Raw genomic sequence first — 23,975 nt, 5'->3', positions numbered from 1 at the left:
GTTATAGGGGCAAGTGTTTAGGCGGATGTTTGACTAAAACGCAATATTTGCGATATCTGCATATGCATTAAGTCCGCCTCTGTGGTCGCTGCCGGTCTTAGGCAGGACATAAGTATAACGCTCATCTTCAAAGTACGTGATCTTCCAGTGCTTTCCGTCGGCTTTAACAGTAAATCCGAGATCCTGAAGAGTGTCTTTAATGCCTTTTGACATTTCACGATAGCTACGTAGAGATTCTTTAAGTAGTTTTGATTTTTGTTCGTGGAGGTCGATGAAATTGTTGCTGTTTACAACGGATCTTAACACATGTTCTTTTCGTGAGTTCGCATAGGTGTTTTTTTCAATGTAATCTCTTAATGCCGATAAAACGAAGACGAAAATTTCCGAGTCGAAGAAGTCTTCTTCGTCGCCGGTATTAATTATAATTCCACCTTGTACGGGGGTTTTTGATTCTAAGTGTCTTACTATTGTATTAAGTCTTTCTATTTCTCTAGGCGGTTGCAGAAGCTGAGTGCAACACGGTTATTGATTTGAAGCTGGAGCATGATGCCGCATAGCCATGGCTTCCTGCATCACCTCGCCCATGACTTCGATCGGGCACTTGAAATCGAAGCGTTTACGGGGGCGCATATTCAGCTCCAAGGCGATGGCATTCAATTGCTCTTGACTGTGTACCGACAAGTCAGTCCCCTTGGGCAGGTACTGGCGGATCAGGCCGTTGATGTTTTCGTTGCTACCGCGCTGCCAGGGGCTGTGCGGGTCGCAGAAGTAAATAGCGACCCCTGTCTGCTGGGTGATTTCAGCATGCCGCGCCATCTCCCGGCCCTGGTCGTAGGTCATGCTCTTGCGCATCGCCAGCGGCATGCTGTTGAGCGCTGCACTGAAGCCCTCCATCGCCGAGGTCGCCGTTGCGTCGTTCATCTTCATCAGCATCAGGTAGCCACTGGTGCGCTCCACCAACGTGCCTACCGACGAGGCGTTGGCCTTACCCTTGATCAGGTCGCCCTCCCAATGCCCCGGCATCAGCCGGTCTTCGATCTCTGGCGGGCGAACATGAATGCTGACCATCTCAGGGATCTGGCCGCGCCGATCCACGCCACCAGAGCGCGGCCGGCGCGTCGTCTTGCCTTGGCGCAGGCAGACGATCAGCTCCTTGCGCAACTCGCCGACCGGCAAGGCATAGATCGCGTTATAGATCGTCTCACGACAGACGTAGGCATCTCTGAGGTTGGGTATGGTCATGCTGCGCAGCTTGCCGGCAATCTGCTCGGGAGACAAACGCTTACGCAGCATGTGGGCCACCAGTTCGAAGCGCTCGCTGCCCGGCACAAGCTTGCGCTTGGGGCGACAAACCTGGCGCCGAATGTTCATCTGTTGCTGGGCGCAGCGGGCCGAGTAAGCACCACTACTGCCTCGATTGCGCTTCAGCTCTCGGCTGATGGTCGAGGGCGACCTGTCAATCAGGCGAGCAATGCCGCGCAGGCTGAAGCCTTGAGCTTGACTGAGTTGAATGATGGCGCGCTCTTCGACGCTGAGTTCGGAATAGGACATAGGGGCAGCACCGTACCGGAAAGGTCAGGTGTTGCACTCAGTTTTCGCGGCCGCCCTATTTAAAGCATCAATATGGTCACGATTTTGTGTGATTTCATTTTCATATAGTGACACTATTTGATTGGCTTCCTCAGCGCTGACGCCCTCGCGCTTCATTAATTCAATCGCATTACGATTTTTTACATGTGTAACTTCATCCCAGCTACATTCCTTAGCTGGAATGAGCAGCGATAGTGCCTCACAAACTGTAGAGAAAATTTCCTGTTCAAAAACTTTTACTTCTTTGGATTCCCTTCTAAAAATAGTAACGCCTGAACCTTTAGGCCAGTATATTCCGACTACGCCCGCATAAACGTTTCGTGATCCTACCTCAGGTCTTAAAGAATGGGAAAATGAACGACTAGGTTCTACAACTACATGCGCCATGCCACATAGTTTTCTAGCAAGACGCTCTGGAATTATCGAGTGTTTACCGGCTGTGTTGGCGCTTACATAGACGATTGGCAGTGTGCAGTTACTATCTCCGTTGATAACGGTTTTTGCAATTTTTAAACTAAAATCGCTTTCATCTAAAGTGATGGGAGTTAATGTGATAGGAATATCTCCATCGTACCCACCGCCAAAACTATCAATAAGCCTTATGATGATTAGGGGTTTTTTAATTTCGAGCGTTGCATCTGATGCAGTGTTGGTGACTATGCTCGCCTTTACTCTAATCCAATGCTGGTCTGGCTCTATTCGCGTTGAAATTTCAGTAATCCAACTAGCATTAGCTGTATGCTTGGTGTATTTAAATGATGATACGAAAAAGCTCGGTGTTTCAGCTCGAGAAAATTCAACAATTTCATTGTTTAAAGAGTGTTTGAAGTCTTCTTCATTGTTTAGTTTTCTGAGATCCTCTTCAGAAAAATCCGTAAAAGGAGAATCTAAAATCCAATTGATGCATTCTTGGAAAACTTCTTTACTTGAGGTGTCGCTGTTGAGCGGAAAACTTACGTTTATAGTCATTGCCTGAACTCCATTGCAGGATTTCACAGGCTATCATTTTGATATCATTAGGTCTACCGGCCATCAATGCTAAGCTTGTCAGTGGATAGTTTGTTTCTATCCACTGGCGGATCAGCTATAAAATGCATTAATAGGTTGTGAGCTCCAATCAATTAATTTACTGGCTAACCTCATCGGCTAAAAGTTTATAATTGTCCGACTGGAAGGGTGAAAAGCCAGCCGGCCACGATGTCACTGACTCGCAGAAAACCCGATACTGTTCAGGAGCGCTGAGGTTAACCTTTAGAACCCGGATTTTAGTAATTAACTCACTCCCAGTTGCTCCTAGCATCCGATTAACTCGAATCAGATCTTCATTCAGATATCGTGGGTAGTACCCGAGGCGTCTTCCGGTTTTAGGATTAATGATCGCAACTGCATTAGAGTCTGCCTGGTTTTTATCTTCGTTGAAGCATGGAAGTAACACTTTACTATCTAAATTAATAAGGTCATGCTTTGCTTCGTCTGTAATATAAGCGACGCCACTAATAAAAAACTTTAAACGATATTCATCTTTTTCAGACTTTTGAGGTACCTTAACGATTCTAAAGTTATCAGTTTTTCGAGCTCCACCCGAAGCACTTAAAATTTCAAAAGGATCGTTAGGTCCTGGAGCCATGTCGAGCCAAGAAAGCATAGTATAGTATTCGGGTCTGCGTTCCGGAATTAGACGATTCTGAAAGAAAGGTAGTAGCTCATGAGATACGTACTCTTTTTCAAGAATACTCATTCGAGGGAATGGAATAAACTTTTTGTTAAGAGCGCCTCGAGTGTATGAAAAAGTATAAACTCCGTTTGACTCTGTCAGTTTTGCAACTGGTTGCCACATCGTGGTAATAGGGTCTCGCCAGATGACGAATGCACTATTCATATGTTTTAATCTGCCGCTTTCTATATGATGGATCCAAGTTTTCCTCAAAAAAAGGTACCAGGCCCATCATATTCGATTTGTTGCATAACAGCATTTCGAGGGCAAATATTTTAGATACATCGCTCATTATTTCCGTAGGGACTGCGTCGATAATAGCTCGCATCATCTCTTCAGTCAATCCGTCTAGCTCTTCGAGCCAACTTAATGCGGCTCTTGGATTGAGTATGCCGAAATATTCAAATGCTTTGAAAGTTCTAAGTCTGCTTTCCTTTAAGTAGAAATATGACTTTGCCCTTCTTACATATGTTGAAACTTGTTGACCACTATCTTGCGATTTGAGTCGTTTGTCCTTTGTTTCATCAGACTCGTTTCTACCTAATCCGGCTGCATGGTCAAAGGTTGGTGCGAGATGAAATCGTCCTTTGCCAGTAACAATTAGCCCCCAATTCTCACTATGGCGATCTTGATTTGATAACAGCGCGTCAAGCATAAGATAACCAGTGAAAAAATCTGCAGCTGTTTTTATGTTAGGGCGACTTTTAAAGCTCAATGGTTTATTTCTAATTATTCTTCTTAAAATAATGTAAACATGCATGATGTTTTGCTTTTCGGTTTTTTTTACAATCTCATTATTAATGGGGGCGCTATAGTTTGTTAGAATTTCATTTGCGGTCACTAAGTAAGTATTGGCTCCAGTTATAAAGCTTTTTGTTATAACTCCTCTTGTTTCTGTATTATAAGCAAGCTCGTATTGTGCGCACGGGATGCGTAATTTTTTAGCGATTTCGCAGGCGACTTTCTCAGACCAGTCTTCACCGTCTCTTGATATGATGTTATTTCGCGAGTCATGGGTTTCTATGGATTTGAATAAATAATCATTCCCTTGTTTATCTGAGCACCAGTATTTTGCTTTGGTACCTAGTGGTTCAAATTCTTCATGTTTGAAGTCTGAAATATCAAAAACTTGATACACCATAGATTTTTTGAGCTCGTCAGAAATATTTTATTGTGCGTTATTGGAGTCGGGTCGACGTCTTATTAGAAACTTAACCCGATTACCGTTGATGAAGATATGCCTGAAATCTTTTTTTTTGAAGAAAAATATCATTTGGAAAGCACTTATCCCCCTCCCGCCGACGGGGTTTGCGTCCTTTTTTTGCGCAAATACAGATGTAGTGCAAACGAACCGGCGGCCCAGGCGGGCCGGGGCGTTCTACGGGCGACCGGCAGTTTCACAGATTGCAAAGTTTTGAAGAGAAGTGCAGGGCGATTGCACAGCGCTGTAGCAGGCGGCCATGACCGGGGCAGGACCGCAGGCCCCGTGTTCATTGAGCGGAAGAGAAGAAATCATGGACTTACGGGCTTTTTCCGAGACGAGATAGATCTTTTTTCTCGCCGTCCGTGGCCTCCTTCGAAGTGGTCGAAAGCTGCCATAAGCCACGAAACGTGTGGGCCTCGTCGAGTCTAGAAGGCTTCACAATTTGTCTCGATTCCTTAACTGGCGCCTGACCTTCTCAATCGGGCCAAACCTTGCTTGATATGCCCCGCGTTCTCACCGATGGTCTCTAGGGCACCACGCACGTTTTCACCTACCTCTATTGAGCCTTGTTGTTCCAGGCGTAGCGTGAGTTCCATCACAGCGGCTTCAATTGCCAACTGATTTTCATACATCCTCTCAAGCACATCTGAGAGCGAATATTCATGCGCCATACGAAGGTTCCTATCGTGAACTCTCAGACTAGCCCCAAGCTGCAGGATTCGCCTCACAGACCTCTATTTTGGAACCAGGGCTGGGAAAAAGGTAATTTTGGTTAGGGAAGGTACTAAAGCTGCTGCAGCCCACGTATTTCGAGGGGTCGACGCATTACCTTGAGGGGTAATATTTGGTAATGGCAAAGGTAATATTCGCCCAAGTGCCCGGATTTGCTGGGGATTGAGCTTGTCAGAAATTACCCGATGAAAAGGTAATGACCTAACCTATAAATTACCAAATTATTACCTTTCTAAATATCTATTAAGTCATTGAAATCAAAGGGTTTTATTCTGATTTATCACGCGTATTACCAATATTACCTTTTTCCCATGCCTCAACATAAACCGGGCAGTACGCCGTTTTTTACCCCCGCTCAACCCTCGCGCACTAACTTGGTGCAAAGTCCATGGGACTACCATGGGACTGAGAAAGCCGATTTTTCAGAGTGAGACCATCGCTGCAGCCCGCGTAAACCGGGTACTTGCATAATGAAAGTGACTTTGCGGGTAGTTTCGAATCTCTCCTTCATCGCCACATTCTGAAAACGCAAACCCCTGATTTTCCTAGAGAAAGTCGGGGGTTTGTGGTTTTTGGCGTCTGAAAAAAGTCATCTGGGACAGCGCTGGGAAAGGTACGTGACTCATATTTAAAAGACTGCTGATCACACGCCCCCCAACCCCTCTTCAATGCCTATGCCGATGATGCACATCCGGAAAATGTGCATGGCTATGCTTCATCGCACCATGCATATGCACATGACTATGTGGCACCTTCGCATCCCACTCAAACCCATGCTCATGCTGGTGATGTTCATCGTGCACATGCCAATGCCCGTGCTCAGTCGCTTCATGTTGATGCTCATGGGCGTGCCGCTCCGTCAGGTGCAGCCACACCCCTACGGCCATCAGCGCGGACGCTATCCAGAAGGCCGCTGACACCGACTCCCCCAACGCCAGCAGCGCAATCGCGGCGCCCAGGAATGGCGCGGTCGAGAAATAGGCCCCCGTGCGTGCGCTGCCGAGCCCGCGCAGTGCCAGTACAAACAGGACCAGGCTGATGCCGTAGCCCAGGAAGCCGACCAACAGGATCGGCCCCAGTTGCGCGGCACTGGGTAGCTGCGCGCCGAGATAAAGCGCCAGGCTGCAATTGACCAGGCCCGCCATCAACCCCTTGGCGCCGGCGATAAACAGTGCGTCCGACGCCGACACCTTGCGCGTCAGGTTGTTATCGATCCCCCAGCACAGGCAGGCCACGGCAACCGCCAGCGGGCCGGTCCAGTCGTGGCTTGCGCCGCCGCCTTCGGGCCATGACAGCACGACGCCGCCCAGCACGATGGCGAGCATGCCGAGGACGATGCGTCGATCCGCGTTTTCCCGGAATACCAGCCAGGCGATGACGGCGGTCAGTACCGATTCTAGGTTGAGCATCAGGGAGGCCGTCGAGCCGGTGGTGCGGGTAAGGCCGAACATCAGGGCCACGGGGCCGAGGATGCCGCCGAATGCGATGGCACCGAGCAGCCAGGGCCATTCAGGTGCGGTCAGGCCGGTGGGTTTCCAGCCGCGATCACGGATGAGGCGTGCGGCACTCAGGCCAATACCGCTGCCGAGGTAGAGCAGGCCGGCGAGCAAGATGGGCGAGAGGCCCAGGCCGAGGCTTTTGGCGAGCGGGGTGCTGGCGCCGAACAGCGCGGCGGCGGCGAGTGCGTAGACGATACTGAGGTTCATGGGCCATCCTCGGAAGGTTGGCCCATGATACGTCGCTCACTCGGGTTAAATCCCGGGCGAATACAGCAACGTGAGGTTTATTGCGCTTTTTTCAGCTTGATCACATCACCGGAAATGTTGGTGGTGTAACCGCTCAGCACCCAAGCCCAGAACCATTTTTCCTGTACTTGTGTGTTGATCAGCGCGTCGCCGCCTTTTGCCTTGATGGCAGCATCCTGTGCGCGCACGAAACGGCTGTTCTGGCCGATCGGGATGACGCCGAACAGCATGATGCCGGTGGCGCTGGCTTCGCTGTGGCCCAGCACGGTGTATTGATTGCTGTCGTACTGCGGGGATTTGATGGCGGTGCCGGTGCAACCTGCGAGGGCGAAACCGAGAACAGCTGCTGCAACCACTTTACTGACGTACTTCACTGAGTAACTCCATGGGCTGAATCCCGAGATTCAATTCTCGGGGGCGACACTTTAATCGCTCCTGTAACAGATTGAAATAAAAGCGCCTGCGTCAGGCTTGCACATACACCCATGCGGTGAGGCCCGAGGCCAGCGCCACCGATACCCGCTTGTAGTCCGACACTTCGTAAGCATCCGCCGCCGCCAGCTCCTGCTCGGTGATCTGGAACACCATCCCGTCGACGCTGGCGCCTTGCTCGAGGGTCGGCGCCACGATCGGATGATGGGTCTTGCCACTGGTGGCCAGGACGTGCGGGTCGGTGATTTCTACCCAGCGTTGCGAGTAGCCCAGCATGGCGTCGTGATGGCCGCTCAGTTCGCGGCCGAAGTTAGCCAGTTGTACGGCTTTGTCCTGCAAGGTGCCGTAGGAAAACAACAGCACGGGAAATTCGGTTGAGCGTTCCATTTCTGTTCCTTGAAGGGTCAGGCGAGCAGGTCTTCGTAGAAGGCGCCGTAGGGTTGGGTCGGGTGGGCGATCTGGATCTCGAGAATCCACAACCCGGCATTCGGACAGTGCTCGAAATCACCCAGGTCGCCGCCACGATGAATGGCGTGGGGAAAGTCGCTGACACGGTGGCCCTTGATGTCCAGGTTCAACCGCCAGCCCATGGCGCGCGCTTGTTCTTCGGCGTAGCGGTAGAGTTCGAGGCCGACCACCTGGTCGTTTTTCCAGCGCGATTGTACGCGGTCGAACAGCTCCTTGGCGGCGCTGGCGCAGGCGATCATGTCCGGGTCGGTGCCGGTGGCGAATGTCGCGCCGGCGTCACCTTCGTGGCCTTGCCACACGGCGCCCATGTCGATGAAGAAGATATCGTTGTCGCCCAGCACCGGGTCGCCTTCGGAGCGTTGCTTGAAGGTCTTGAGGGTGTTGGCGCCGAAGCGCACCAGCAGCGGGTGCCAGATGCGTTGCATGTTCAGGTCGGCGAGCACTTGCTTGCCCAGTTCACGCGCTTGGGACTCGAGCATACCGGGGCGGATGCGCTGTGAAAGGTGTTCGATGGCTTGCCAGGTCATGGCCTGGGCGTAGCGCATGGATTCGATGCTGTAGGCGGCGCCCACGGCTTCTTTGGGTTGTGCGGACACCGGTGTTCCCTCGAGTTGAATAGCATCAGGCGTTATGCGTTTAACTATATAGCGACTCGCAGGCAGAGCCAAAGCGCAAAGGGGCTGTGCGACGACGTTTTCTGTCGAAATCACCTGCTGGGGTTGATGAGTCAAGCGTCAACGAGGCCGTAATCTTCTCAAGCATTAAACGACCGAATTTGTGTGGCGGGCCTGTTGTAGTGAGTGGGCTTACTGTGGTGATCGGGCCTGTTGTGGCGAGCGGGCTTGCCCCGCGTTGGGCTGCGAAGCGGCCCCAAAACCTGGCGATTTAATATGCCTGGATAAACGCGGTGGCCTTATTGGGGCTGCTTCGCAGCCCAACGCGGGGCAAGCCCGCTCGCCACAACAGGCCCGCTCGCCACAGGGGGGCGACAGCACTCGCAAGGTTTTTATGCCCCTCAGACATGCAACCAGGCCAGGCTCCCCAGCAGCATCGCCACACCCGCTGCCGTATACGACAGCCGCTTCAACCACTCTTTCCTCGTCAACAACGTGATCGCCGCCAACGAGATCGCGATCTGGATCGCGGTCATCGCTTGGGCCCAGCGGTGATGCTGGTGCAGCGCCTGTTCGGATTTTTCATCCCAGGCTTTCGAGGTCGCTTCGAGTTTCTCGGCCTGCTTGCGCACTTCTTCCTTCTGGTTCCTGTAGCGCTCGATCTCATCCTTGTAGTGCGCGGCGTCCACACCAGGAATATGGGTGGCCAGTTCCGCCAGGTTTTGCCGGCTGGATTTGGCCTGGTAGTAGTTCCATTGGTTGGCGGCTTCGGTCTTGATGATGGCGGCGTTGTTCTTGTCCATCGCCGCTTCGCTTTCGGTGGAGCCGGCCTGGTAGCTGAGCATGGCACCCAAGGTGGCCATCAGGGCGGTCATCACGGCGATGCGGCTGGCGAAACTGTCGCCACGTCCGTGGGCATGTTCAGTGGTGTGTTCGATGTGTTTTTCGTGGGGGCTGGGGACTTCGAAGGCTTCGGACATGGGGGCGTCTATGAAGGGATTGAGGGAGTCTGATTCTTTACCAGTGAAGCTGTCTCAATCCTGTACGTAACGCTGCAAACCCTGCACGAGCGCATCGAATGTGACCCGGCAGCGCGGGCTGTTGCGCAGGTCTTCATGCATGGTCACCCAGGTGTCGAGTTTCAGCGCGAAGGCCTGCGGCAATACGCGCCGCAAGCGCGGGTCTCGTTTGGCCAATTGCACCTGGCATCCACCGATACCGGCGCCGGCGCGGATCAGGGCCAGTTGGGCCAGGTCGCTGTCGCTGCTGAAGGCAAAGTCGCTGCGTTCGAAGCCGGTGATGGCCACGCTGCGGATAAACGCGTTGGCCTGGTCGTAGCCGATCACCGAATGGTCGGTGAGGTCTTTCAATACCTGTGGTATGCCGTGTTGTTGCAGGTAATCGTCGCGGGCGTGCAGGCCGACTTCGATCAGGCCGATGTGCTGTGCCAGCAGTTGTTCCTGGCTCGGGCGCACCATGCGCACGGCGATGTCGGCTTCCAGTTGCAGCAGGTCGCTGAGGCGGTTGGTCAGTACCAGTTCGACCTTGAGATGCGGGTGCTGCCGGCGCAAGTGCGTGATGATCGACGGCAGCACTTCCACGCCGACCACTTCGCTGGCCGACACGCGCACCACGCCGCGCACTTCGTCGCCCTGGGATGACGCGGCGCGCTCAAGGGCGGCGGCGGTGCGCTCCATGGTTTCGGCATGGGCGCGCAAGGTGTGGGCTACCGCGGTGGGCAGTAAGCCCGTGGGGGAGCGGGTGAACAGCACCACGCCCAGGGCACTTTCCAGCGCAGCGATGTGCCGACCGACCGTGGGCTGTGTAATGCCAAGCAGCCGCGCGGCCCCTGACAGCGACCCCTCCTTGAGTACCCCGAGGAACGACCGGTAAAGCTCCCATCCAATGCTTGATACCATGCATAAATGTATAGCGACTGGATGGTCTTCGGCAATTTATCTATAGCAGGGCCGCGCACACAATGGCCTCACCAACCACTGTGGGAGAGGATGATGAGCAAGGTTCTGGTATTGGGTGCCACCGGTGGCATTGGCGGCGAAGTGGCGCGGCAGTTGAGCGCGGCGGGCTGGGAGGTGTGTGCGTTGACCCGGGATGTCGACAAGGCCCGTCGCCAGAATCCCGCCCTTACCTGGCTCAAGGGCGATGCCCTTGATCGCGCGGCGGTGATCGCGGCCGCCCGTGGTTGCGCGGTGATCGTCCACGGGGTCAACCCGCCGGGCTACCGCCATTGGGCCGAGCAGGTGCTGCCGATGATCGACAACAGCATCGCCGCCGCCATCGCCGAAGGTGCCACCATCGTACTGCCCGGTACGGTCTACAACTTCGGGCCGGATGCGTTTCCCGTGTTGCACGAAGACTCGCCCCAGCACCCGCAGACTCGCAAGGGCGCGATCCGGGTCCAGCTGGAGCAACGTTTACGGGAGGCGTCCCAGCAGGGCGCCCGGGTGTTGATCGTGCGCGCCGGTGACTTTTTCGGTACCCGGCTGGCCAATAACTGGTTTGCCCAAGGGTTGGTCAAACCCGGCAAACCCGTACGCCGCGTCAGCTATCCCGGTGCCCCTGGGGTGGCCCATCAATGGGCCTACCTGCCGGATGTGGCGCGTACCGTGTTGGAGTTGATCGAGCGCCGCGCGACCCTCGACGCCTTCGCCTGTTTTCATATGGCCGGGCATGTGGATACGGATGGCACGCAGATGACCCAGGCGATCCAGCGCGTGGTGTTGCGCCGGACAGGCCAGCAACCCCAGGTCGGCGCGTTCCCCTGGTGGCTGTTGACGTTGGCGATGCCCTTTGTCGTGACCATGCGCGAGATGCAGGAGATGCGCTACCTGTGGCACACCCCGTTGCGCCTGGATAACCAGCGCTTGCTGGCGACCCTCGGCCACGAGCCCCACACCCCGCTGGAGCAGGCAGTAGAGGCCACATTGGAGGGCTTGGGTTGCTTGCCTACGCCCGCCTGGTCAGGCGCACATACACCGCAAGGTTGACCAGCACCACCACGGCGCCCAACACCAGTTGAATGTTCGGCGTCAGGCCGGCGGGGTAGATCAGCGTCAGGATGTAATGCTCGATAAAGCCACCGCCATAGCCGTCTTGCCCGGCCAGGTGGCGAAACAGGTTTTCCCAGCGGGTCAGCGGACACGGCAGGTGGAACACCTCCACCGCAATGCCCCAGGCGACCGCAGGTCCATGCAGCCACAGCACCCCGCGCCACTTGAGGGCGAGCAACCCGCCGAACAGCACGAACACAATGAAGGACAGATGGAACAGCACCAGGCTGTCGGCGGCCAGACGGTAGAGCATCACGGGCACTTCAAAAGGAGGGCCCCACAGTCTAAAGGGTTGCCTGCTGGCAAGGGGGGCCGTTATTGTGCTGAATCCTTTTAGTCCTTCCCCCCAAGGATCTGTAGTGATGAATGCACCGCGTACCGCCGCTCCGATCAAGGCCGTCATTTTCGATATGGACGGTTTGCTGCTGGATACAGAAGGCATCTACACCGAAGTGACGCAGATCATCGCCGAACGCTACGGCCGTACCTATGACTGGGGGATCAAGCAGCACATCATCGGGCGAGGCGCCCAGGACCTGGCCGACTATGTGGTCAAGGCGCTGGACTTGCCGATCACATCGGCGCAATTCCTCGAAATCCGTGAACCGCTGATGAGCGAGCGGTTCCCCAGGGCCCTGGGCATGCCCGGTGCCGAGGCGTTGGTGCGGCACTTGAAGGCGCACAATATTCCGATTGCCGTGGGCACCAGTTCGTCGCGCAATTCGTTTGGCCATAAAACCACCCTGCACCGCGAGTGGTTCAGCCTGTTCGGCACCATCGTCACCGCTGACGACCCGGAAGTCGGTGCCGCCAAACCTGCGCCGGACATCTTCCTCACCGCCGCCCGCCGCCTGGGTATCGCGCCACAGGACTGCCTGGTGTTCGAAGACTCACCGTTCGGCGTCACCGCTGCAAAAGCCGCGCGCATGACCGCCATCGCCGTGCCTGATGAAGCCATGGCCGACAGCAAGTACCACCACGCCGACCAGATCATCCGCAAACTCGCGGACTTTGACCTGGCGGCCTATGGCTTGCCGCCAATGTCCTGATTCACCACGATCAAACGGTGGGAGGCCCCGCTGCCTCTGTGGCGAGCGGGCTATTGTGGCGAGCGGGCTTGTTGTGGTGAACGGGCTTGTTGTGGCGAGCGGGCTTGCCCCGCGTTGGGCTGCGAAGCGGCCCCAATAAGGCTACCGCGTTTATCCAGGCATATTGAATCGCCAGGTTTTGGGGCTGCTTCGCAGCCCAACGCGGGGCAAGCCCGCTCGCCACAACAAGCCCGCTCACCACAAAAAAACGGTCGCTTAGTGAAAGATTTAATACTTAAAAATCAATAAGTTACTTTATTGAGAAGAGGGAACACGTCGAATCGTCGCTCCCTCTCCCTCATTTGGTTTTGCAGGGCTTCAGAAAATCAGGCGCTGAACCCACCGTCGATAGTCAGGCTGGCACCGGTGATATACCCGGCTTCAGGCCCGGCCAGATACGCCACAAAGCTGGCAATCTCTTCCACATGCCCATAACGCCCGACTGCCATCAACCCGATCAGGCTCTCGGCAAATTCGCTGTTCGCCGGGTTCATATCGGTGTCCACCGGCCCCGGTTGCACATTATTGATGGTGATCCCACGTGGCCCCAGGTCTCGCGCCAACCCTTTGGTCAAACCGACCAGCGCGGCCTTGCTCATCGCGTATGGCCCACCTCCGCCAAACGGCATGCGCTCGGCGTTGGTGCTGCCGATGTTGATCACCCGGCCACCTTCGCCCATATGCTTGGCGGCTTCCTGGGTCGCGATAAACACACTGCGCACGTTGATCGCCAACGTCTGGTCGAAGTCTTCCAGCTTGAAGTCTTCCAGCGGTGCGATGGCCAGTACGCCAGCGTTGTTCACCAGGATATCCAGGCGGCCAAACGCTTTGACGGTGGCATTCACGGCATTGCGAATCGCTGCCGCATCGGCACTGTCGGCGTGGATCGCCAGGGCCTTGCCGCCTGTGCTGAGCACATCGTTTTGCAGTTCCTCAGCCTTGGCGGCCGAGCTGACGTAGGTAAACGCGACGGCTGCGCCCTGCGCCGCCAGGCGCTTGACGATGGCAGCGCCGATGCCACGGGAACCGCCTTGAATCAAGGCAACTTTGCCGCTGAGGTTGTGGGTGGTCATGTCGATCTCCAAAGGGTCCAAGGCGGTATGCCTTGTTGATGGGACCGAGTATCGACCTCGCCTGCCCATGCCGGTAGACGGTGATTGCTATAGTCTGTGTAAACCAAAAGTTTAGAGTGGGCGATATGGAGAGCTTTGGAAGTATCGAATGCTTTGTGCGCAGCGCCGAAGGCGGCAGCTTTGCCGAAGCGGCCCGGCACTTGAGCCTGACCCCGGCAGCGGTAGGAAAAAGCGTCGCCAAACTGGAAGTGCGCCTCGGTGTGCGTCTGTTCCAGCGCAGCACCCGCCGCCTGGCCTTGACCGAAGCCGGCAAGCTGTTCCTCGAAGAGGTCAGCGGCAGCCTCACCACCATCCAGAACGCCGTGGCCAACCTGGCCAGCGCCGAAGGGCGGCCGGTGGGCACGCTCAAGGTCAGCATGGGCACGGTATTTGGCAACCGCTATGTGGTGCCGCTGCTGGGGGCGTTTATGCAGCGCTTTCCGGATATCCGCCCGGACTGGCATTTCGATAATCGCCAGGTCGACCTGATCGGCCAGGGCTTCGATGCCGCCATCGGCGGTGGTTTTGAACTGCCCCAGGGCGTGGTGGCGCGCAAGTTGGCCCCCGCCCATCGGGTGCTGGTGGCATCGCCGGATTACCTGGCGCAACGCCCAGCGGTTTTGCTGCCCGAAGACTTGTCGCGGTGCAGCGGCATTCTCATCCGCTCACCGCAAACCGGCCGCGTGCGCTCCTGGCAACTGACCAGCCTGGCCCGCGAACAGCGCCCGCTGCAGCTCAAGCCCGGCATGACCATGAGTGACTCCGAAGCCGCCTGCTGTGCCAGCGCCCAAGGCCTGGGTATCGCGCTGGTAAGCATGCCGATGGCGGTGCCGTTTCTGCACAGTGGCGAGGTGGTGCGGGTGTTGCCCGACTGGTACGTCGATGACGGCAACATCTCCATCTACTACGCCGAACACAAACTGCTGCCGGGCAAGACCCGGGCGTTTGTGGATTTCATCCTCGAGCAGTTTGTGGGGCAGGGCCTGGGCCTGCAGTTCAGCGCAATCTGAAACGGAGCAGCGCCCCTCCCACTTTTAATCTTCAGTGGCCGAACCGGGTCGGCCAGCCAATGACTTTCTTCGGCCGTGGTGTCGCGTAAGTCCTGATCTTCGATGTCGACAACCCCAACCGCACCAGGGATTCGGCAATGGTCACCGCTGCCGTTACCCCGTCCACCACCGGCACCCCGGTGCGTTGGCGAATCTGCTCATCCAGCCCGGCCATGCCGCCGCAGCCCAGGCAGATCACTTCGGCCTTGTCCTCGCGGATCGCCAGCTCTGCCTGACGCACGATGGCTTCCATGGCGGCCAATGGGTCTTCTTCCAGCTCCAGCACCGCCATGCCACTGGCGCGCACCGAGGCGCAGCGCTGGTACAGCCCGGCCAGCTTCAGGCGGTCCTCGATCAGCGGCACTGTACGGTCCAGGGTGGTCACCACGGAGTAGGCATGGCCGAGGAACATCGCCGTGCTGGCCGCCGCTTCAGTGATGTCCACCACCGGCACGTCGAGCAACTCCTGCAAGCCTTCGCGGCCATGTTCGCCATAACCGGCCTGGATTACCGCATCGAAGGGCTGGTCATAGGCCATCACCCGGTCCATGACGGCGATGGCCGCCAGGTAGCTTTCAAAATTGCCCTCCACCGATTCAGCCCCGAAGTAGGGGGTGAGCCCGACAATCTCGGTGCCTGGCGACGCCACGGCCCGCGCTTGTTGGGCGATGGTTTCGGTAATGGATTCGGTGGTGTTGACGTTGACCACGAGGATGCGCATGGAAGGTCCTTGTTTAATGACTGACGTTATCGACTGCAATGCTTTCACCGCTGACATCGGCATAGAACGGCTGGCGCTTGGCGATCACCCGGTAGAGCAACCCTGCAATACCGGCGCCAAACAGCCAGGAAAACGGCGAGACGCTGGCAAAGCCCGGCAGCAGCGCCAGCAGGATGGCGATCACCGCCGCAGGAATGAACGCTGCTACCGCGCGCATATTCACGCCACGGCTGTAGTAATAAACGCCATTCGGGTCTTCGCTATACAGCTGCGGCACGTCCACCTGGCTTTTCCGAATCAGCCAGTAATCGACCATGATCACCCCGTACAACGGCCCCAGCAGCGCGCCCAGGCCGGAAAGGAAATACACGATCACCAACGGGCTGTTGTAGAGATTCCACGGCAGGATCAGTACCGCCACGGCGGCGCTGATCAAACCGGCGCGGCGGAAGTTCAGGTACTTGGGCGCCAGGTTGCTCAGCACAAAAGCCGGCGCGACGAAGTTGGCCATGATGTTCACCGCCACGGTGACGATCAGGAACGCCAGGCAGCCCAGCACCAGGAAGAAGGTATTGGGGATGGCTGCGATGATTTCGGTGGGGCTCTCGATCACCTGGCCGTTGAGCTGGAACTGCCCGCCGCAGAGCAGCACGGTAATCGCGGCGAACACCAGGATATTCACGGGCAAGCCCCAGAAGTTGCCGACCTGGATGGTCTTGCGGCACGGCGACGAGCGCGCGAAGTCGCAGAAGTTGAGGATCAACGTGCCGTAGATCGCCAGCCACAGCGCACCACCGGCAAAGATATTGCGCCACATCTCACCGCCGCTCAGCGGTTCGCGGATCGACCATGCAATGTGGCCGTCGGCCTGGAAGTACATCCACCCGGCCAGCGACGCGACGGTCAGCAAAATGACCGGCCCGGCGAAGCCTTCGTAGCGACGCACCGTTTCCATGCCGTAGGCCAGTATCACCAGTTGCACGAACCAGATGGTCACAAAGCACACCCAGCCCAGGCTCGACAAACCCAGGATCGAATTGTGGTCGTAGTCGCCGAACCCCGGATGAATCGCCGTCAGCAATACGCGGAAAACCACCGATGCGAGGTAGGTCTGGATACCAAACCAGGCAATCGCGATCACCGCCCGGATCAACGCCGGAATCTGCGCCCCGTGAATGCCGAAACTGATGCGGCTGATCACGGGAAACGGCACGCCGGTCTTTTGGCCCATATACCCCGACAAGTTCATGAAGAAGTACACCAGCGCCGCGCCTATCCCCAGGGATAACAAAATCTGCCAGCCACCCAGGCCCAACGCATATAAGCCGATGGCGAATGAATAGTTGGCAATGTTGTGCACGTCGTTGGTCCACAGCGCAAAGATGCTGTAGCGCCCCCAGCGTCGGCCTTCGACCTTGGTGGGTGCCAGGTCTTTGTTGTGCAGGCGCGGGCTGAGCACCAGCGGGCCGGGGCCGGCAGCCTCGGGGTTCAGGGCGGAGGAGGGCAGATCCAGTGCGATGTTGTTCGAGAGACTTGTACGCATTCCGGCAGGCTCCAGCACATCTGCAGGGAAGCTGCAGACTGCAAAGTGTATGTAGGTTTTGTATTTATTGTATACAAAGCGTATTTACACTTAAGCCACATGCGTGCCAGTTTTGGATCTATGAAAGCCCTGGCTAATTTCGTTTTTATAGGTTGGTTAAATAACTGGCTGAATTTGAAGAAATATAAATTGACCGATTGAACAGCTATTTATTTTTGCGTTGTCAGCGTGCGATTCGCCAGACCAACCGAGGGGAGGGGGGAGGTGTTACGTTATGGTGCGCATGAAGAGAAATTGCACACATAAATGGCACCAATGGTTACATGTATGTGTACATTTCTAACACTCAACACAAATCAAATGTGGGAGGGGGCTTGCCCCCGATAGCGGTGTGTCAGTCACTGATGCAGTACCTGATACTCAGCCATCGGGGGCAAGTCGAATCGTCGCACCGCCCCTCCCACATTTTTTACAGCATCAACTTCAAGCCTTGCTGATGATATTCCCAGCGTGCAGCCCGCACTCCTTCTGCGTGGCTTCCTCCCACCACCAGCGGCCTTCACGCTCATGCTGGTTCGGCAGTACAGGGCGGGTGCACGGTTCACACCCGATGCTGATAAACCCGCGCTCATGCAGGCTGTTGTACGGCAGCTCCAGCATGCGGATGTACCCCCAGATCTCTTCACTGGTCATCTGCGCCAGCGGGTTGAACTTGTACAGGGTGCGTTCCGGGGTGGAGAAGGCGCTGTCGATTTCCAGCGCCGCCACCTGGCTGCGGGTGCCGGGGCTCTGGTCGCGGCGCTGGCCGGTGGCCCAGGCGCGCACGTCGGAGAGTTTGCGGCGTAGCGGTTCGATCTTGCGGACACCGCAGCATTCGCCATGGCCGTCCTTGTAGAAGCTGAACAGGCCTTTTTCTTTGACGAAGGGTTCCAGCTTGCTCTGGTCCGGCGAGATCAGTTCGATATCGATCTTGTAGAACTCGCGCACCTGCTCGATAAACCGGTAGGTCTCCGGGTGCAGGCGGCCGGTGTCGAGGCTGAACACCTTGACGTTCTTGTTCAGCTTCCAGGCCATGTCCACCAGCACCACATCCTCGGCACCGCTGAAGGAAATCCACAGGTCATCACCGAACTGGCTGAACGCCAGCTTGAGAATGTCCTGGGCAGACTTGTTGGCATAAGTCGCGGCGAGTTCAACGACATCGAAGGCTTGGTTCATCAGGACGGTTCCTACAGGTCAATGGCGCTGAGCGCTCTATAGGGGAGCGATGGTATCAAAATCCGTCCCGCGTTGCGGCGGCGGGCTTGAATCGCTAGAGTTCGGCAGTCCTTTTGCTCGCTCGACTTGAACAATATAACTAGGAGTGTCTTGTGGAAATTGCCTGTCTCGACCTGGAAGGGGTGCTGGTTCCGGAAATCTGGATCGCCTTCGCTGAAAAAACCGGTATTGAATCCCTGCGGGCGACCACCCGGGACATTCCCGACTACGACGTGCTGATGAAGCAACGCCTGCGCATCCTCGATGAACACGGGCTCAAGCTGGCCGATATCCAGGAAGTGATCGCCACGCTCAAGCCGCTGGAAGGCGCCATCGAGTTCGTCAACTGGCTGCGCGAGCGCTTCCAGGTAGTGATCCTGTCCGACACCTTCTACGAATTTTCCCAGCCGTTGATGCGCCAGTTGGGCTTTCCGACCTTGCTGTGCCACCGCCTGATCACCGACGACAGCGACCGTGTGATCAGCTACCAACTGCGCCAGAAAGACCCCAAGCGCCAGTCGGTACTGTCGTTCAAGAGCCTGTACTACCGCGTGATCGCGGCCGGCGATTCCTACAACGACACCAGCATGCTGGGTGAGGCCGACCGTGGGATTCTGTTCCATGCGCCGGAGAATGTGATCCGCGAATTCCCGCAATTCCCGGCGGTGCATACGTTTGAAGATTTGAAGAAAGAGTTCATCAAGGCGTCGAATCGGCTGTTGAGCCTTTAATTTTTTCGGCCGGGCTGATGGGACGGGTAAAGCCACTGCCTATGTTCCTGTCAGCCCTCTGCAAGCAATCGCTCATAAGGAATACTCAAGCCTTCATGCAGTCGCTTGATCATCGACAAGCTCAGCTTGCGCTTGTGATTCAGCACTTCGGATACACGTCCGCTCGTCCCGATGAAAGGCTCAAGATCCCGGGCGGTCATACCTAGCTGTTCCATGCGAAATTTAATCGCTTCCACCGGGTCTGACGGGGGGATGGGATAGTGCTGCGCCTCGTATTTTTCGATGAGTATTGCGAGGACTTCCAGCTCATCACCCTCTGGCGAGCCTGGTTGCGCTCCCCATATCTGCTCCACGCGCGCAAGCGCAGCGGTCAGGTCCTCTCGGGAATGTATCGGTTTGATGTTCATCATACGGTCTCCGCATTGATCTGATCGTATTGCGCATGAGTTCCTACGAACCGTATGAACCCAAGCTGTCGCTGGTAATCGATCGCCATGATCACTCGATATTTGTTGCCGCCCACGTTGAATACAACCCTGCCACCTTTGAGAATGCTCGCGGTCCTGAGCTCTGCCTTGAGTGCTTGTGGCGTCGGGTAAATTGCCTTTTCCATATGCCGATACAATTCAATAAGCGGCGCTTTTGCATCGATATAGGCGGGTTGGTTTTCCCAGAATATTCGTAAGGTCGATAGAGCGATTATCCGCATCGCTGCAACCTCCCAATTTGGGAGATGGTAGGTGCGATTGAGAGGAGATGCAATCTCGGAAATATTTCCTGAAGGGTAGGCAGTCGCTTCATGTGATCCTTCACAGACGGCGGGTGGACGGTTGACGCCGGACGCTATCCTCCGACGTTCAACTGCGTCTACTGCGGGTCTGATTCAGGTTTTTTCTACTGCCCGGCTCTGCGTCTGAGAGCCAGAAAGGAACTGCGCGCTACAGGCTTTCCAGTGTTTGTAACAACACCCGCACCTTGGTCAGCGACTCCTGATACTCCGCCTGCCACTGCGAATCCGCGACGATCCCGCCGCCGCCCCAGCAGCACACCTGACCATCCTTGACCAGCAAGCTGCGAATGGCGATGGAGCTGTCCATCTCGCCGCGCACATCCAGGTACACCAGCGAACCGCAATACAAGCCGCGCCGCGTCGGCTCCAGTTCGTCGATGATCTGCATCGCGCGGATCTTCGGTGCGCCGGTGATGGAGCCACCGGGGAAGCTGCCGGCGATCAGGTCCAAGGCATCTTTGTCGTCGGCCAATTCACCGATGACGCTGCTGACCAGATGGTGCACGTTGGGGTAGCTTTCCAGGCTGAACAGCTCCGGCACGCTCACCGAGCCGGTGCGGCAGGTGCGGCCGAGGTCGTTGCGCAGCAGGTCGACGATCATCAGGTTTTCGGCGCGGTCCTTGGGGCTGGCCAGCAGTTCGGCGGCATTCGCCGCGTCTGCTTCGGGGGTCAAGCCGCGAGGGCGCGTGCCTTTTATCGGGCGGGTTTCGACCTGGCGCTGGCTGATACGCACGAACCGCTCCGGCGACAGGCTCAGCACCGCGCCATCATCCGGCAGGCTCTGGAACCCGGAAAACGGCGTCGGGCAGGCTTCGCGCAGGGCGCAATAGGCCGCCCACGGATCGCCGAGGCACGGTGCGCGAAAGCGTTGGGCAAAGTTGACCTGGTAGCAGTCACCGGCCTGGATGTAATCCTGGATGCGTACGATCGCCTGGCGATATGCCTCGGCGGTCAGGTCAGGGGCCATGGGGCCCAGGAGCTTGAACGTGGCTGCTCCGTCGACAACGCCATGACTGAACACCGCGATCAAGCGTTGCCGCTCGCTGACTGCCAGCGCCGGGTGAAACACCAACTGGCTGGTCCGCGCCTGGTGATCACTGATCAGCGCCCAGGCATACAGGCCAAAACGCGCATCCGGCAGGTGCAAATCGTCTGCGGCCAGGTGCGGCATCTGTTCCAGGTGGCGGCCGAAGTCGTAGCTCAAGTAGCCGATCAGGCCGCCAGCAAACGGGAGTTCCAAGCCAGCGGGTATGCTCGCTTCACCCAGTTGGGTCAGGCTTTCCCGCAGGCGCTGCAGGAAGTCTGCGCCGCTTTCACCAGGCGATACCGTTAGTGTCACTTGCGGCCAGGCGCTGAGCAGGTCATAACGCCCGCGCTCGGCCACGGGCCTGCCGCTGTCCAGCAGGACTGCGCCTGGCGCATGGCGAATCGCCGCAAAATACTCGGCGGGGTTGGCCCGGTAGGGCAGCGGGTGTACGGAGCAGGTCGACATGCGGGGGTGGATCAGCTGTTGGCGTGGGGGAGGGGATTGTAGTCCCCCGTAGGATTTGCTCCTAGGGGGGATGTCGGGGATAGACAGATGTAAGGCCGCGTCAGCCTTCGACGGGCGGAATATGCCCGAACATTTCCTGTACGAACGCCACCCGCTCTTCCGGGGTTTCCGTCACACCGGCCGCTTTCAGCGCTTCCAGGCGCGCCTCCACGGCATGGGTGCGCAGGGTCAGGCCGCAGTCGTTGGCGATCTGGATATTCAGCCCCGGCCGTGCGTTCAGTTCGAGGATCAGCGGGCCTTTCTCCTGGTCCAGCACCATGTCCACGCCGATATAACCCAGCCCGCACAGCTCGTAGCAGCCGGCCGCGAGCTTCATGAAGCCGTCCCAGTTGGGCAGTTGCACACCGTCCACCGCGTTGGTGGTGTCGGGGTGCTTGGTGATGATGTTGTTCAGCCAGGTACCGCGCAGGGTCAGGCCGGTGGCGAGGTCGACACCCACGCCAATCGCGCCCTGGTGCAGGTTGGCCTTGCCGCCGGACTGACGCGTCGGCAAGCGCAACATGGCCATCACCGGGTAGCCCATCAAGACGATGATGCGGATATCCGGCACGCCTTCGTAGCTGATGCTCTTGAAAATCTGGTCGGGGACCACGCGGTACTCGATCAGCGCGCGGTCACGATGGCCACCCAAGGAGTACAGGCCGGTGAGGATGCTGGAAATCTGGTGCTCGATTTCCTCATGGCTGATGATCTTGCCGGACACTGTGCGGTAGCGCCCTTCAAAACGGTCGGCGACGACCAGGATGCCGTCGCCGCCGGCGCCCTGGGCCGGCTTGATCACGAAGTCGCTGCGCCCACCGATGATCGCGTCGAGCTTGTCGATTTCCTTCTCGGTGGAAATCACTCCGTACATTTCCGGCACATGGATGCCGGCCGCCATGGCCCGTTCCTTGGTGATGATCTTGTCATCCACGATCGGGTACAGGCTGCGCTTGTTGTACTTGAGCACGTAGTCGGCGTTACGCCGGTTGATGCCCATGATCCCTCGCGCTTCCAGGGCCTTCCAGGTCTTCCAGAAGCCGAACATTACGAATCAGCCTTGAGGAAGGCCTTGAACCGCACCAGTTCGGTCAGGCGGTAGCCGCGATAGCGACCCATGGCCAGCATGAAGCCCACCAGGATCAACAGGATCGCCGGGAAGGTGAATACGAAGTAAATCAGCTCCGGCACGCTCATGATGATGTGTGCCAGGGAGGCGGCGAACAGCGTGCCGATCGCGACTTTCATCGCATGGCTGGCGCCGCGTTCTTCCCAGGTGATCGACAGGCGTTCGATGGTCATGGTCAGGATCACCATCGGGAACAGCGCCACCGACAAACCGCGCTCCAGGCCCAGTTTATGGCTGAACAGGCTGATGGCGGCGATCAGCACCACCACGAAGGTCAGCACCACCGACAACCTGGGCAGCATTTGCAGCTTCAAGTGTTCCAGGTACGACCTCAGGGACAAGCCCAATGCCGTGATAATCGTGAACAGCACAATCCCGAAGCCCAGCTGCGTCTCGCGGAACGCCAGCGCGATCAGCACCGGGGTGAACGTGCCCAGGGTCTGCAGGCCGATCAGGTTGCGCAGGATCAGGATCACCAGCACGCCGATCGGGATCATCACCATGATCATGAAGGTTTGCTGGGTTTGCAGCGGCAGGCCGTACAGCGAGTATTCGAGGAAGTTGGCGTCGGTATTTTCGTCGGTCAGCTTGGCCAGGCGAATCGCGTTCATTTCGCTGTTGTTCAGGCTGAAGGTGACCACGGCTTTCTTGCCGCCATCGACGGTGATCAGGTTTTCATCGCCGGTCCACCACAGCAGGCGGTCGGCGGGCAGGCCCTGTTCGCCGGTCTCCGGGTTGAAGTACAGCCAGTCATTGCCATTGAAGCTGCGCAGCCACAGTTCCGGGGTTTGCGGCTGGTCGGCGACCAGGCGGATGGTGTGGACCTTTTCCACCGGTACGTGGGCGATGGACAGCAGCAGCTCGACGATCTTGGCCTTGTGCGGCGTCGACGGGTCGCCGCCCAGCAGCAGCTTGACGTTGTCGTCGTTGAGGTTGTTGGTGCGCTTGATCGCTTCGGTAATAAAGGTCTCGACGTCGGCCGAGTGCTGGCGGATCGGCGCCAGCAGGGCTTCGGCGGCGATTTTCTCCGGGCCTTCCACGGCAATGCTGTCGCGGAAGGTCGGGCCCTTGATCTTGACCTTCTCGCCGCTGTAGCGCTTGGTCAGCACCAGGCGGTAATACAGGGTCTGGTTGCCCTTGGCGCGGCGTGCCGACCAGGTGACCTTGCGGTTGCCATCGATGCGGTTGACGCTCACCCCGTAGTTGTTCGAGATGAAACTCTCATTGAGGCTGACGAAGTCGCGGCTCAGGGGCGGCACGAACATCTGGATCTTCACCGGGTCTTTCGGGTTGGCGACGAACTCGACCTTGGCGTCGATGTTCCACAAGTCGTCGGTGGCGTCCTCGGTAACAGGAATGCCCAGCACGAAGATCTGGTAGGCGGTGACCGAAATACCGAGCACCACCAAGAGGGTGATGAGGATTTTCAGGTGCAGGGTGAGAGAGCGCATTCG

Annotated in this window: 26 protein-coding genes; 4 read left to right on the top strand and 22 right to left on the bottom strand. The window is 57.1% G+C overall.

What is annotated here, in order from left to right; all coding sequences use genetic code 11:
* Positions 1-33: 33 nt before the first annotated feature.
* The 12 genes from P2T68_RS27950 to P2T68_RS27895 form a co-directional block, all read right to left on the bottom strand.
* The gene (locus tag P2T68_RS27950; protein ID WP_277378581.1) at positions 34-306 is read right to left on the bottom strand and encodes a hypothetical protein; all 273 of its coding nucleotides are present in this window, start codon (positions 304-306) and stop codon (positions 34-36) included.
* 216 nt (positions 307-522) lie between these two features.
* Positions 523-1,551, bottom strand: a complete 1,029-nt coding sequence (locus P2T68_RS27945; RefSeq protein ID WP_019818564.1) for an IS30 family transposase — start codon at positions 1,549-1,551, stop codon at positions 523-525.
* A gap of 24 nt (positions 1,552-1,575) precedes the next feature.
* On the bottom strand, positions 1,576-2,559 hold the full coding sequence (locus P2T68_RS27940; protein ID WP_277378580.1) for a hypothetical protein: 984 nt from the start codon (positions 2,557-2,559) through the stop codon (positions 1,576-1,578).
* A 157-nt stretch (positions 2,560-2,716) separates the two neighbouring features.
* Entirely contained in the window at positions 2,717-3,469 is a 753-nt protein-coding gene (locus tag P2T68_RS27935) for a hypothetical protein (RefSeq protein ID WP_277378579.1), read from the bottom strand.
* Positions 3,462-4,445 carry a HipA domain-containing protein gene (locus P2T68_RS27930; RefSeq protein ID WP_277378578.1) on the bottom strand — a complete coding sequence of 328 codons (984 nt, stop codon included), beginning with the start codon at positions 4,443-4,445 and terminating at the stop codon, positions 3,462-3,464. Before P2T68_RS27930 ends, P2T68_RS27935 begins: the two co-directional genes overlap by 8 nt.
* A gap of 518 nt (positions 4,446-4,963) precedes the next feature.
* A complete protein-coding gene (locus P2T68_RS27925; RefSeq protein WP_277378577.1) occupies positions 4,964-5,179 on the bottom strand; it encodes a hypothetical protein in 216 nt (71 codons plus the stop codon).
* Between the two features lie 726 nt (positions 5,180-5,905).
* A complete protein-coding gene (locus P2T68_RS27920) occupies positions 5,906-6,946 on the bottom strand; it encodes a DMT family transporter (protein ID WP_277378576.1) in 1,041 nt (346 codons plus the stop codon).
* 77 nt (positions 6,947-7,023) lie between these two features.
* A complete protein-coding gene (locus tag P2T68_RS27915) occupies positions 7,024-7,359 on the bottom strand; it encodes a hypothetical protein (protein WP_024076912.1) in 336 nt (111 codons plus the stop codon).
* A 91-nt stretch (positions 7,360-7,450) separates the two neighbouring features.
* Complete coding sequence (locus P2T68_RS27910) at positions 7,451-7,804, bottom strand: gamma-glutamylcyclotransferase family protein (RefSeq protein ID WP_024076911.1); 354 nt, start codon at positions 7,802-7,804, stop codon at positions 7,451-7,453.
* A gap of 17 nt (positions 7,805-7,821) precedes the next feature.
* Positions 7,822-8,481: a M24 family metallopeptidase gene (locus tag P2T68_RS27905; protein ID WP_069076755.1), complete on the bottom strand. Its 660-nt coding sequence runs from the start codon at positions 8,479-8,481 to the stop codon at positions 7,822-7,824.
* Between the two features lie 419 nt (positions 8,482-8,900).
* The gene (locus P2T68_RS27900; RefSeq protein WP_024076909.1) at positions 8,901-9,479 is read right to left on the bottom strand and encodes a DUF4337 domain-containing protein; all 579 of its coding nucleotides are present in this window, start codon (positions 9,477-9,479) and stop codon (positions 8,901-8,903) included.
* Between the two features lie 54 nt (positions 9,480-9,533).
* Positions 9,534-10,418: a LysR family transcriptional regulator gene (locus tag P2T68_RS27895; RefSeq protein ID WP_277378574.1), complete on the bottom strand. Its 885-nt coding sequence runs from the start codon at positions 10,416-10,418 to the stop codon at positions 9,534-9,536.
* A 93-nt stretch (positions 10,419-10,511) separates the two neighbouring features.
* On the opposite strand from P2T68_RS27895, the gene P2T68_RS27890 reads away from it, so the two are divergent.
* On the top strand, positions 10,512-11,507 hold the full coding sequence (locus tag P2T68_RS27890) for an NAD-dependent epimerase/dehydratase family protein (RefSeq protein ID WP_069076757.1): 996 nt from the start codon (positions 10,512-10,514) through the stop codon (positions 11,505-11,507).
* On the opposite strand, the gene P2T68_RS27885 is transcribed toward P2T68_RS27890, so the two are convergent.
* On the bottom strand, positions 11,467-11,823 hold the full coding sequence (locus tag P2T68_RS27885; RefSeq protein WP_024076906.1) for a DUF2784 domain-containing protein: 357 nt from the start codon (positions 11,821-11,823) through the stop codon (positions 11,467-11,469). The two genes, P2T68_RS27890 and P2T68_RS27885, sit on opposite strands and share 41 nt — an antisense overlap.
* A gap of 109 nt (positions 11,824-11,932) precedes the next feature.
* Here P2T68_RS27885 and P2T68_RS27880 point away from each other — a divergent pair, with 109 nt between their 5' ends.
* Positions 11,933-12,619 carry an HAD-IA family hydrolase gene (locus P2T68_RS27880; protein ID WP_024076905.1) on the top strand — a complete coding sequence of 229 codons (687 nt, stop codon included), beginning with the start codon at positions 11,933-11,935 and terminating at the stop codon, positions 12,617-12,619.
* Positions 12,620-12,984: 365 nt separating this feature from the next.
* Here the strand turns inward: P2T68_RS27880 and P2T68_RS27875 are convergent, their stop codons facing one another.
* Positions 12,985-13,731 (bottom strand): 3-oxoacyl-ACP reductase family protein, encoded by a 747-nt coding sequence (locus P2T68_RS27875; protein ID WP_024076904.1) that lies wholly within the window; start codon positions 13,729-13,731, stop codon positions 12,985-12,987.
* 125 nt (positions 13,732-13,856) lie between these two features.
* Between P2T68_RS27875 and P2T68_RS27870 the strand changes: the two genes are divergently transcribed.
* Positions 13,857-14,780: a LysR family transcriptional regulator gene (locus P2T68_RS27870; protein ID WP_024076903.1), complete on the top strand. Its 924-nt coding sequence runs from the start codon at positions 13,857-13,859 to the stop codon at positions 14,778-14,780.
* A gap of 31 nt (positions 14,781-14,811) precedes the next feature.
* Here P2T68_RS27870 and P2T68_RS27865 read toward each other — a convergent pair whose 3' ends face one another.
* From P2T68_RS27865 to P2T68_RS27855, 3 genes are all read right to left on the bottom strand, one after another.
* On the bottom strand, positions 14,812-15,540 hold the full coding sequence (locus P2T68_RS27865) for an aspartate/glutamate racemase family protein (protein ID WP_024076902.1): 729 nt from the start codon (positions 15,538-15,540) through the stop codon (positions 14,812-14,814).
* Between the two features lie 13 nt (positions 15,541-15,553).
* A complete protein-coding gene (locus tag P2T68_RS27860; RefSeq protein ID WP_024076901.1) occupies positions 15,554-17,083 on the bottom strand; it encodes an NCS1 family nucleobase:cation symporter-1 in 1,530 nt (509 codons plus the stop codon).
* 483 nt (positions 17,084-17,566) lie between these two features.
* Positions 17,567-18,301 (bottom strand): phosphoadenylyl-sulfate reductase, encoded by a 735-nt coding sequence (locus P2T68_RS27855; protein WP_024076900.1) that lies wholly within the window; start codon positions 18,299-18,301, stop codon positions 17,567-17,569.
* Between the two features lie 152 nt (positions 18,302-18,453).
* Between P2T68_RS27855 and thrH the strand changes: the two genes are divergently transcribed.
* Positions 18,454-19,071 (top strand): bifunctional phosphoserine phosphatase/homoserine phosphotransferase ThrH, encoded by a 618-nt coding sequence (thrH, locus tag P2T68_RS27850; protein ID WP_024076899.1) that lies wholly within the window; start codon positions 18,454-18,456, stop codon positions 19,069-19,071.
* A gap of 50 nt (positions 19,072-19,121) precedes the next feature.
* Here thrH and P2T68_RS27845 read toward each other — a convergent pair whose 3' ends face one another.
* From P2T68_RS27845 to P2T68_RS27825, 5 genes are all read right to left on the bottom strand, one after another.
* Positions 19,122-19,478 (bottom strand): transcriptional regulator, encoded by a 357-nt coding sequence (locus tag P2T68_RS27845; RefSeq protein WP_069077441.1) that lies wholly within the window; start codon positions 19,476-19,478, stop codon positions 19,122-19,124.
* Positions 19,478-19,780 (bottom strand): type II toxin-antitoxin system HigB family toxin, encoded by a 303-nt coding sequence (locus P2T68_RS27840; protein ID WP_024076897.1) that lies wholly within the window; start codon positions 19,778-19,780, stop codon positions 19,478-19,480. Before P2T68_RS27840 ends, P2T68_RS27845 begins: the two co-directional genes overlap by 1 nt.
* A 229-nt stretch (positions 19,781-20,009) precedes the next feature.
* Positions 20,010-21,353, bottom strand: coding sequence for an aminodeoxychorismate synthase component I (gene pabB, locus P2T68_RS27835; protein WP_024076896.1), 1,344 nt, complete (start codon positions 21,351-21,353; stop codon positions 20,010-20,012).
* Positions 21,354-21,453: 100 nt separating this feature from the next.
* Positions 21,454-22,440, bottom strand: coding sequence for an alpha-L-glutamate ligase-like protein (locus P2T68_RS27830; protein ID WP_024076895.1), 987 nt, complete (start codon positions 22,438-22,440; stop codon positions 21,454-21,456).
* Positions 22,440-23,972 carry an inactive transglutaminase family protein gene (locus P2T68_RS27825; RefSeq protein WP_024076894.1) on the bottom strand — a complete coding sequence of 511 codons (1,533 nt, stop codon included), beginning with the start codon at positions 23,970-23,972 and terminating at the stop codon, positions 22,440-22,442. Before P2T68_RS27825 ends, P2T68_RS27830 begins: the two co-directional genes overlap by 1 nt.
* Positions 23,973-23,975 lie beyond the last annotated feature (3 nt).

The organism is Pseudomonas sp. G11 (genome assembly GCF_029457515.1).
Lineage (GTDB): Bacteria > Pseudomonadota > Gammaproteobacteria > Pseudomonadales > Pseudomonadaceae > Aquipseudomonas > Aquipseudomonas gorinensis.
Note: the sequence above shows the minus strand (reverse complement) of the source record. Positions and strands in the feature narration are given on the sequence as shown.

Bases quoted from the DNA above. Each gene is read 5' to 3' on its own strand.
- P2T68_RS27860 (WP_024076901.1), bottom strand. From the start codon at position 17,083: ATGCGTACAAGTCTCTCGAACAACATCGCACTGGATCTGCCCTCCTCC.
- P2T68_RS27830 (WP_024076895.1), bottom strand. From the start codon at position 22,440: ATGTTCGGCTTCTGGAAGACCTGGAAGGCCCTGGAAGCGCGAGGGATC.
- P2T68_RS27890 (WP_069076757.1), top strand. From the start codon at position 10,512: ATGAGCAAGGTTCTGGTATTGGGTGCCACCGGTGGCATTGGCGGCGAA.
- P2T68_RS27865 (WP_024076902.1), bottom strand. From the start codon at position 15,540: ATGCGCATCCTCGTGGTCAACGTCAACACCACCGAATCCATTACCGAA.
- P2T68_RS27900 (WP_024076909.1), bottom strand. From the start codon at position 9,479: ATGTCCGAAGCCTTCGAAGTCCCCAGCCCCCACGAAAAACACATCGAA.
- P2T68_RS27845 (WP_069077441.1), bottom strand. From the start codon at position 19,478: ATGAACATCAAACCGATACATTCCCGAGAGGACCTGACCGCTGCGCTT.
- P2T68_RS27875 (WP_024076904.1), bottom strand. From the start codon at position 13,731: ATGACCACCCACAACCTCAGCGGCAAAGTTGCCTTGATTCAAGGCGGT.
- P2T68_RS27945 (WP_019818564.1), bottom strand. From the start codon at position 1,551: ATGTCCTATTCCGAACTCAGCGTCGAAGAGCGCGCCATCATTCAACTC.
- P2T68_RS27870 (WP_024076903.1), top strand. From the start codon at position 13,857: ATGGAGAGCTTTGGAAGTATCGAATGCTTTGTGCGCAGCGCCGAAGGC.
- P2T68_RS27840 (WP_024076897.1), bottom strand. From the start codon at position 19,780: ATGCGGATAATCGCTCTATCGACCTTACGAATATTCTGGGAAAACCAA.
- P2T68_RS27825 (WP_024076894.1), bottom strand. From the start codon at position 23,972: ATGCGCTCTCTCACCCTGCACCTGAAAATCCTCATCACCCTCTTGGTG.
- P2T68_RS27925 (WP_277378577.1), bottom strand. From the start codon at position 5,179: ATGGCGCATGAATATTCGCTCTCAGATGTGCTTGAGAGGATGTATGAA.
- P2T68_RS27940 (WP_277378580.1), bottom strand. From the start codon at position 2,559: ATGACTATAAACGTAAGTTTTCCGCTCAACAGCGACACCTCAAGTAAA.
- P2T68_RS27885 (WP_024076906.1), bottom strand. From the start codon at position 11,823: ATGCTCTACCGTCTGGCCGCCGACAGCCTGGTGCTGTTCCATCTGTCC.
- P2T68_RS27880 (WP_024076905.1), top strand. From the start codon at position 11,933: ATGAATGCACCGCGTACCGCCGCTCCGATCAAGGCCGTCATTTTCGAT.
- P2T68_RS27910 (WP_024076911.1), bottom strand. From the start codon at position 7,804: ATGGAACGCTCAACCGAATTTCCCGTGCTGTTGTTTTCCTACGGCACC.
- P2T68_RS27935 (WP_277378579.1), bottom strand. From the start codon at position 3,469: ATGAATAGTGCATTCGTCATCTGGCGAGACCCTATTACCACGATGTGG.
- P2T68_RS27895 (WP_277378574.1), bottom strand. From the start codon at position 10,418: ATGGTATCAAGCATTGGATGGGAGCTTTACCGGTCGTTCCTCGGGGTA.
- P2T68_RS27930 (WP_277378578.1), bottom strand. From the start codon at position 4,445: ATGGTGTATCAAGTTTTTGATATTTCAGACTTCAAACATGAAGAATTT.
- pabB (WP_024076896.1), bottom strand. From the start codon at position 21,353: ATGTCGACCTGCTCCGTACACCCGCTGCCCTACCGGGCCAACCCCGCC.
- P2T68_RS27855 (WP_024076900.1), bottom strand. From the start codon at position 18,301: ATGAACCAAGCCTTCGATGTCGTTGAACTCGCCGCGACTTATGCCAAC.
- P2T68_RS27920 (WP_277378576.1), bottom strand. From the start codon at position 6,946: ATGAACCTCAGTATCGTCTACGCACTCGCCGCCGCCGCGCTGTTCGGC.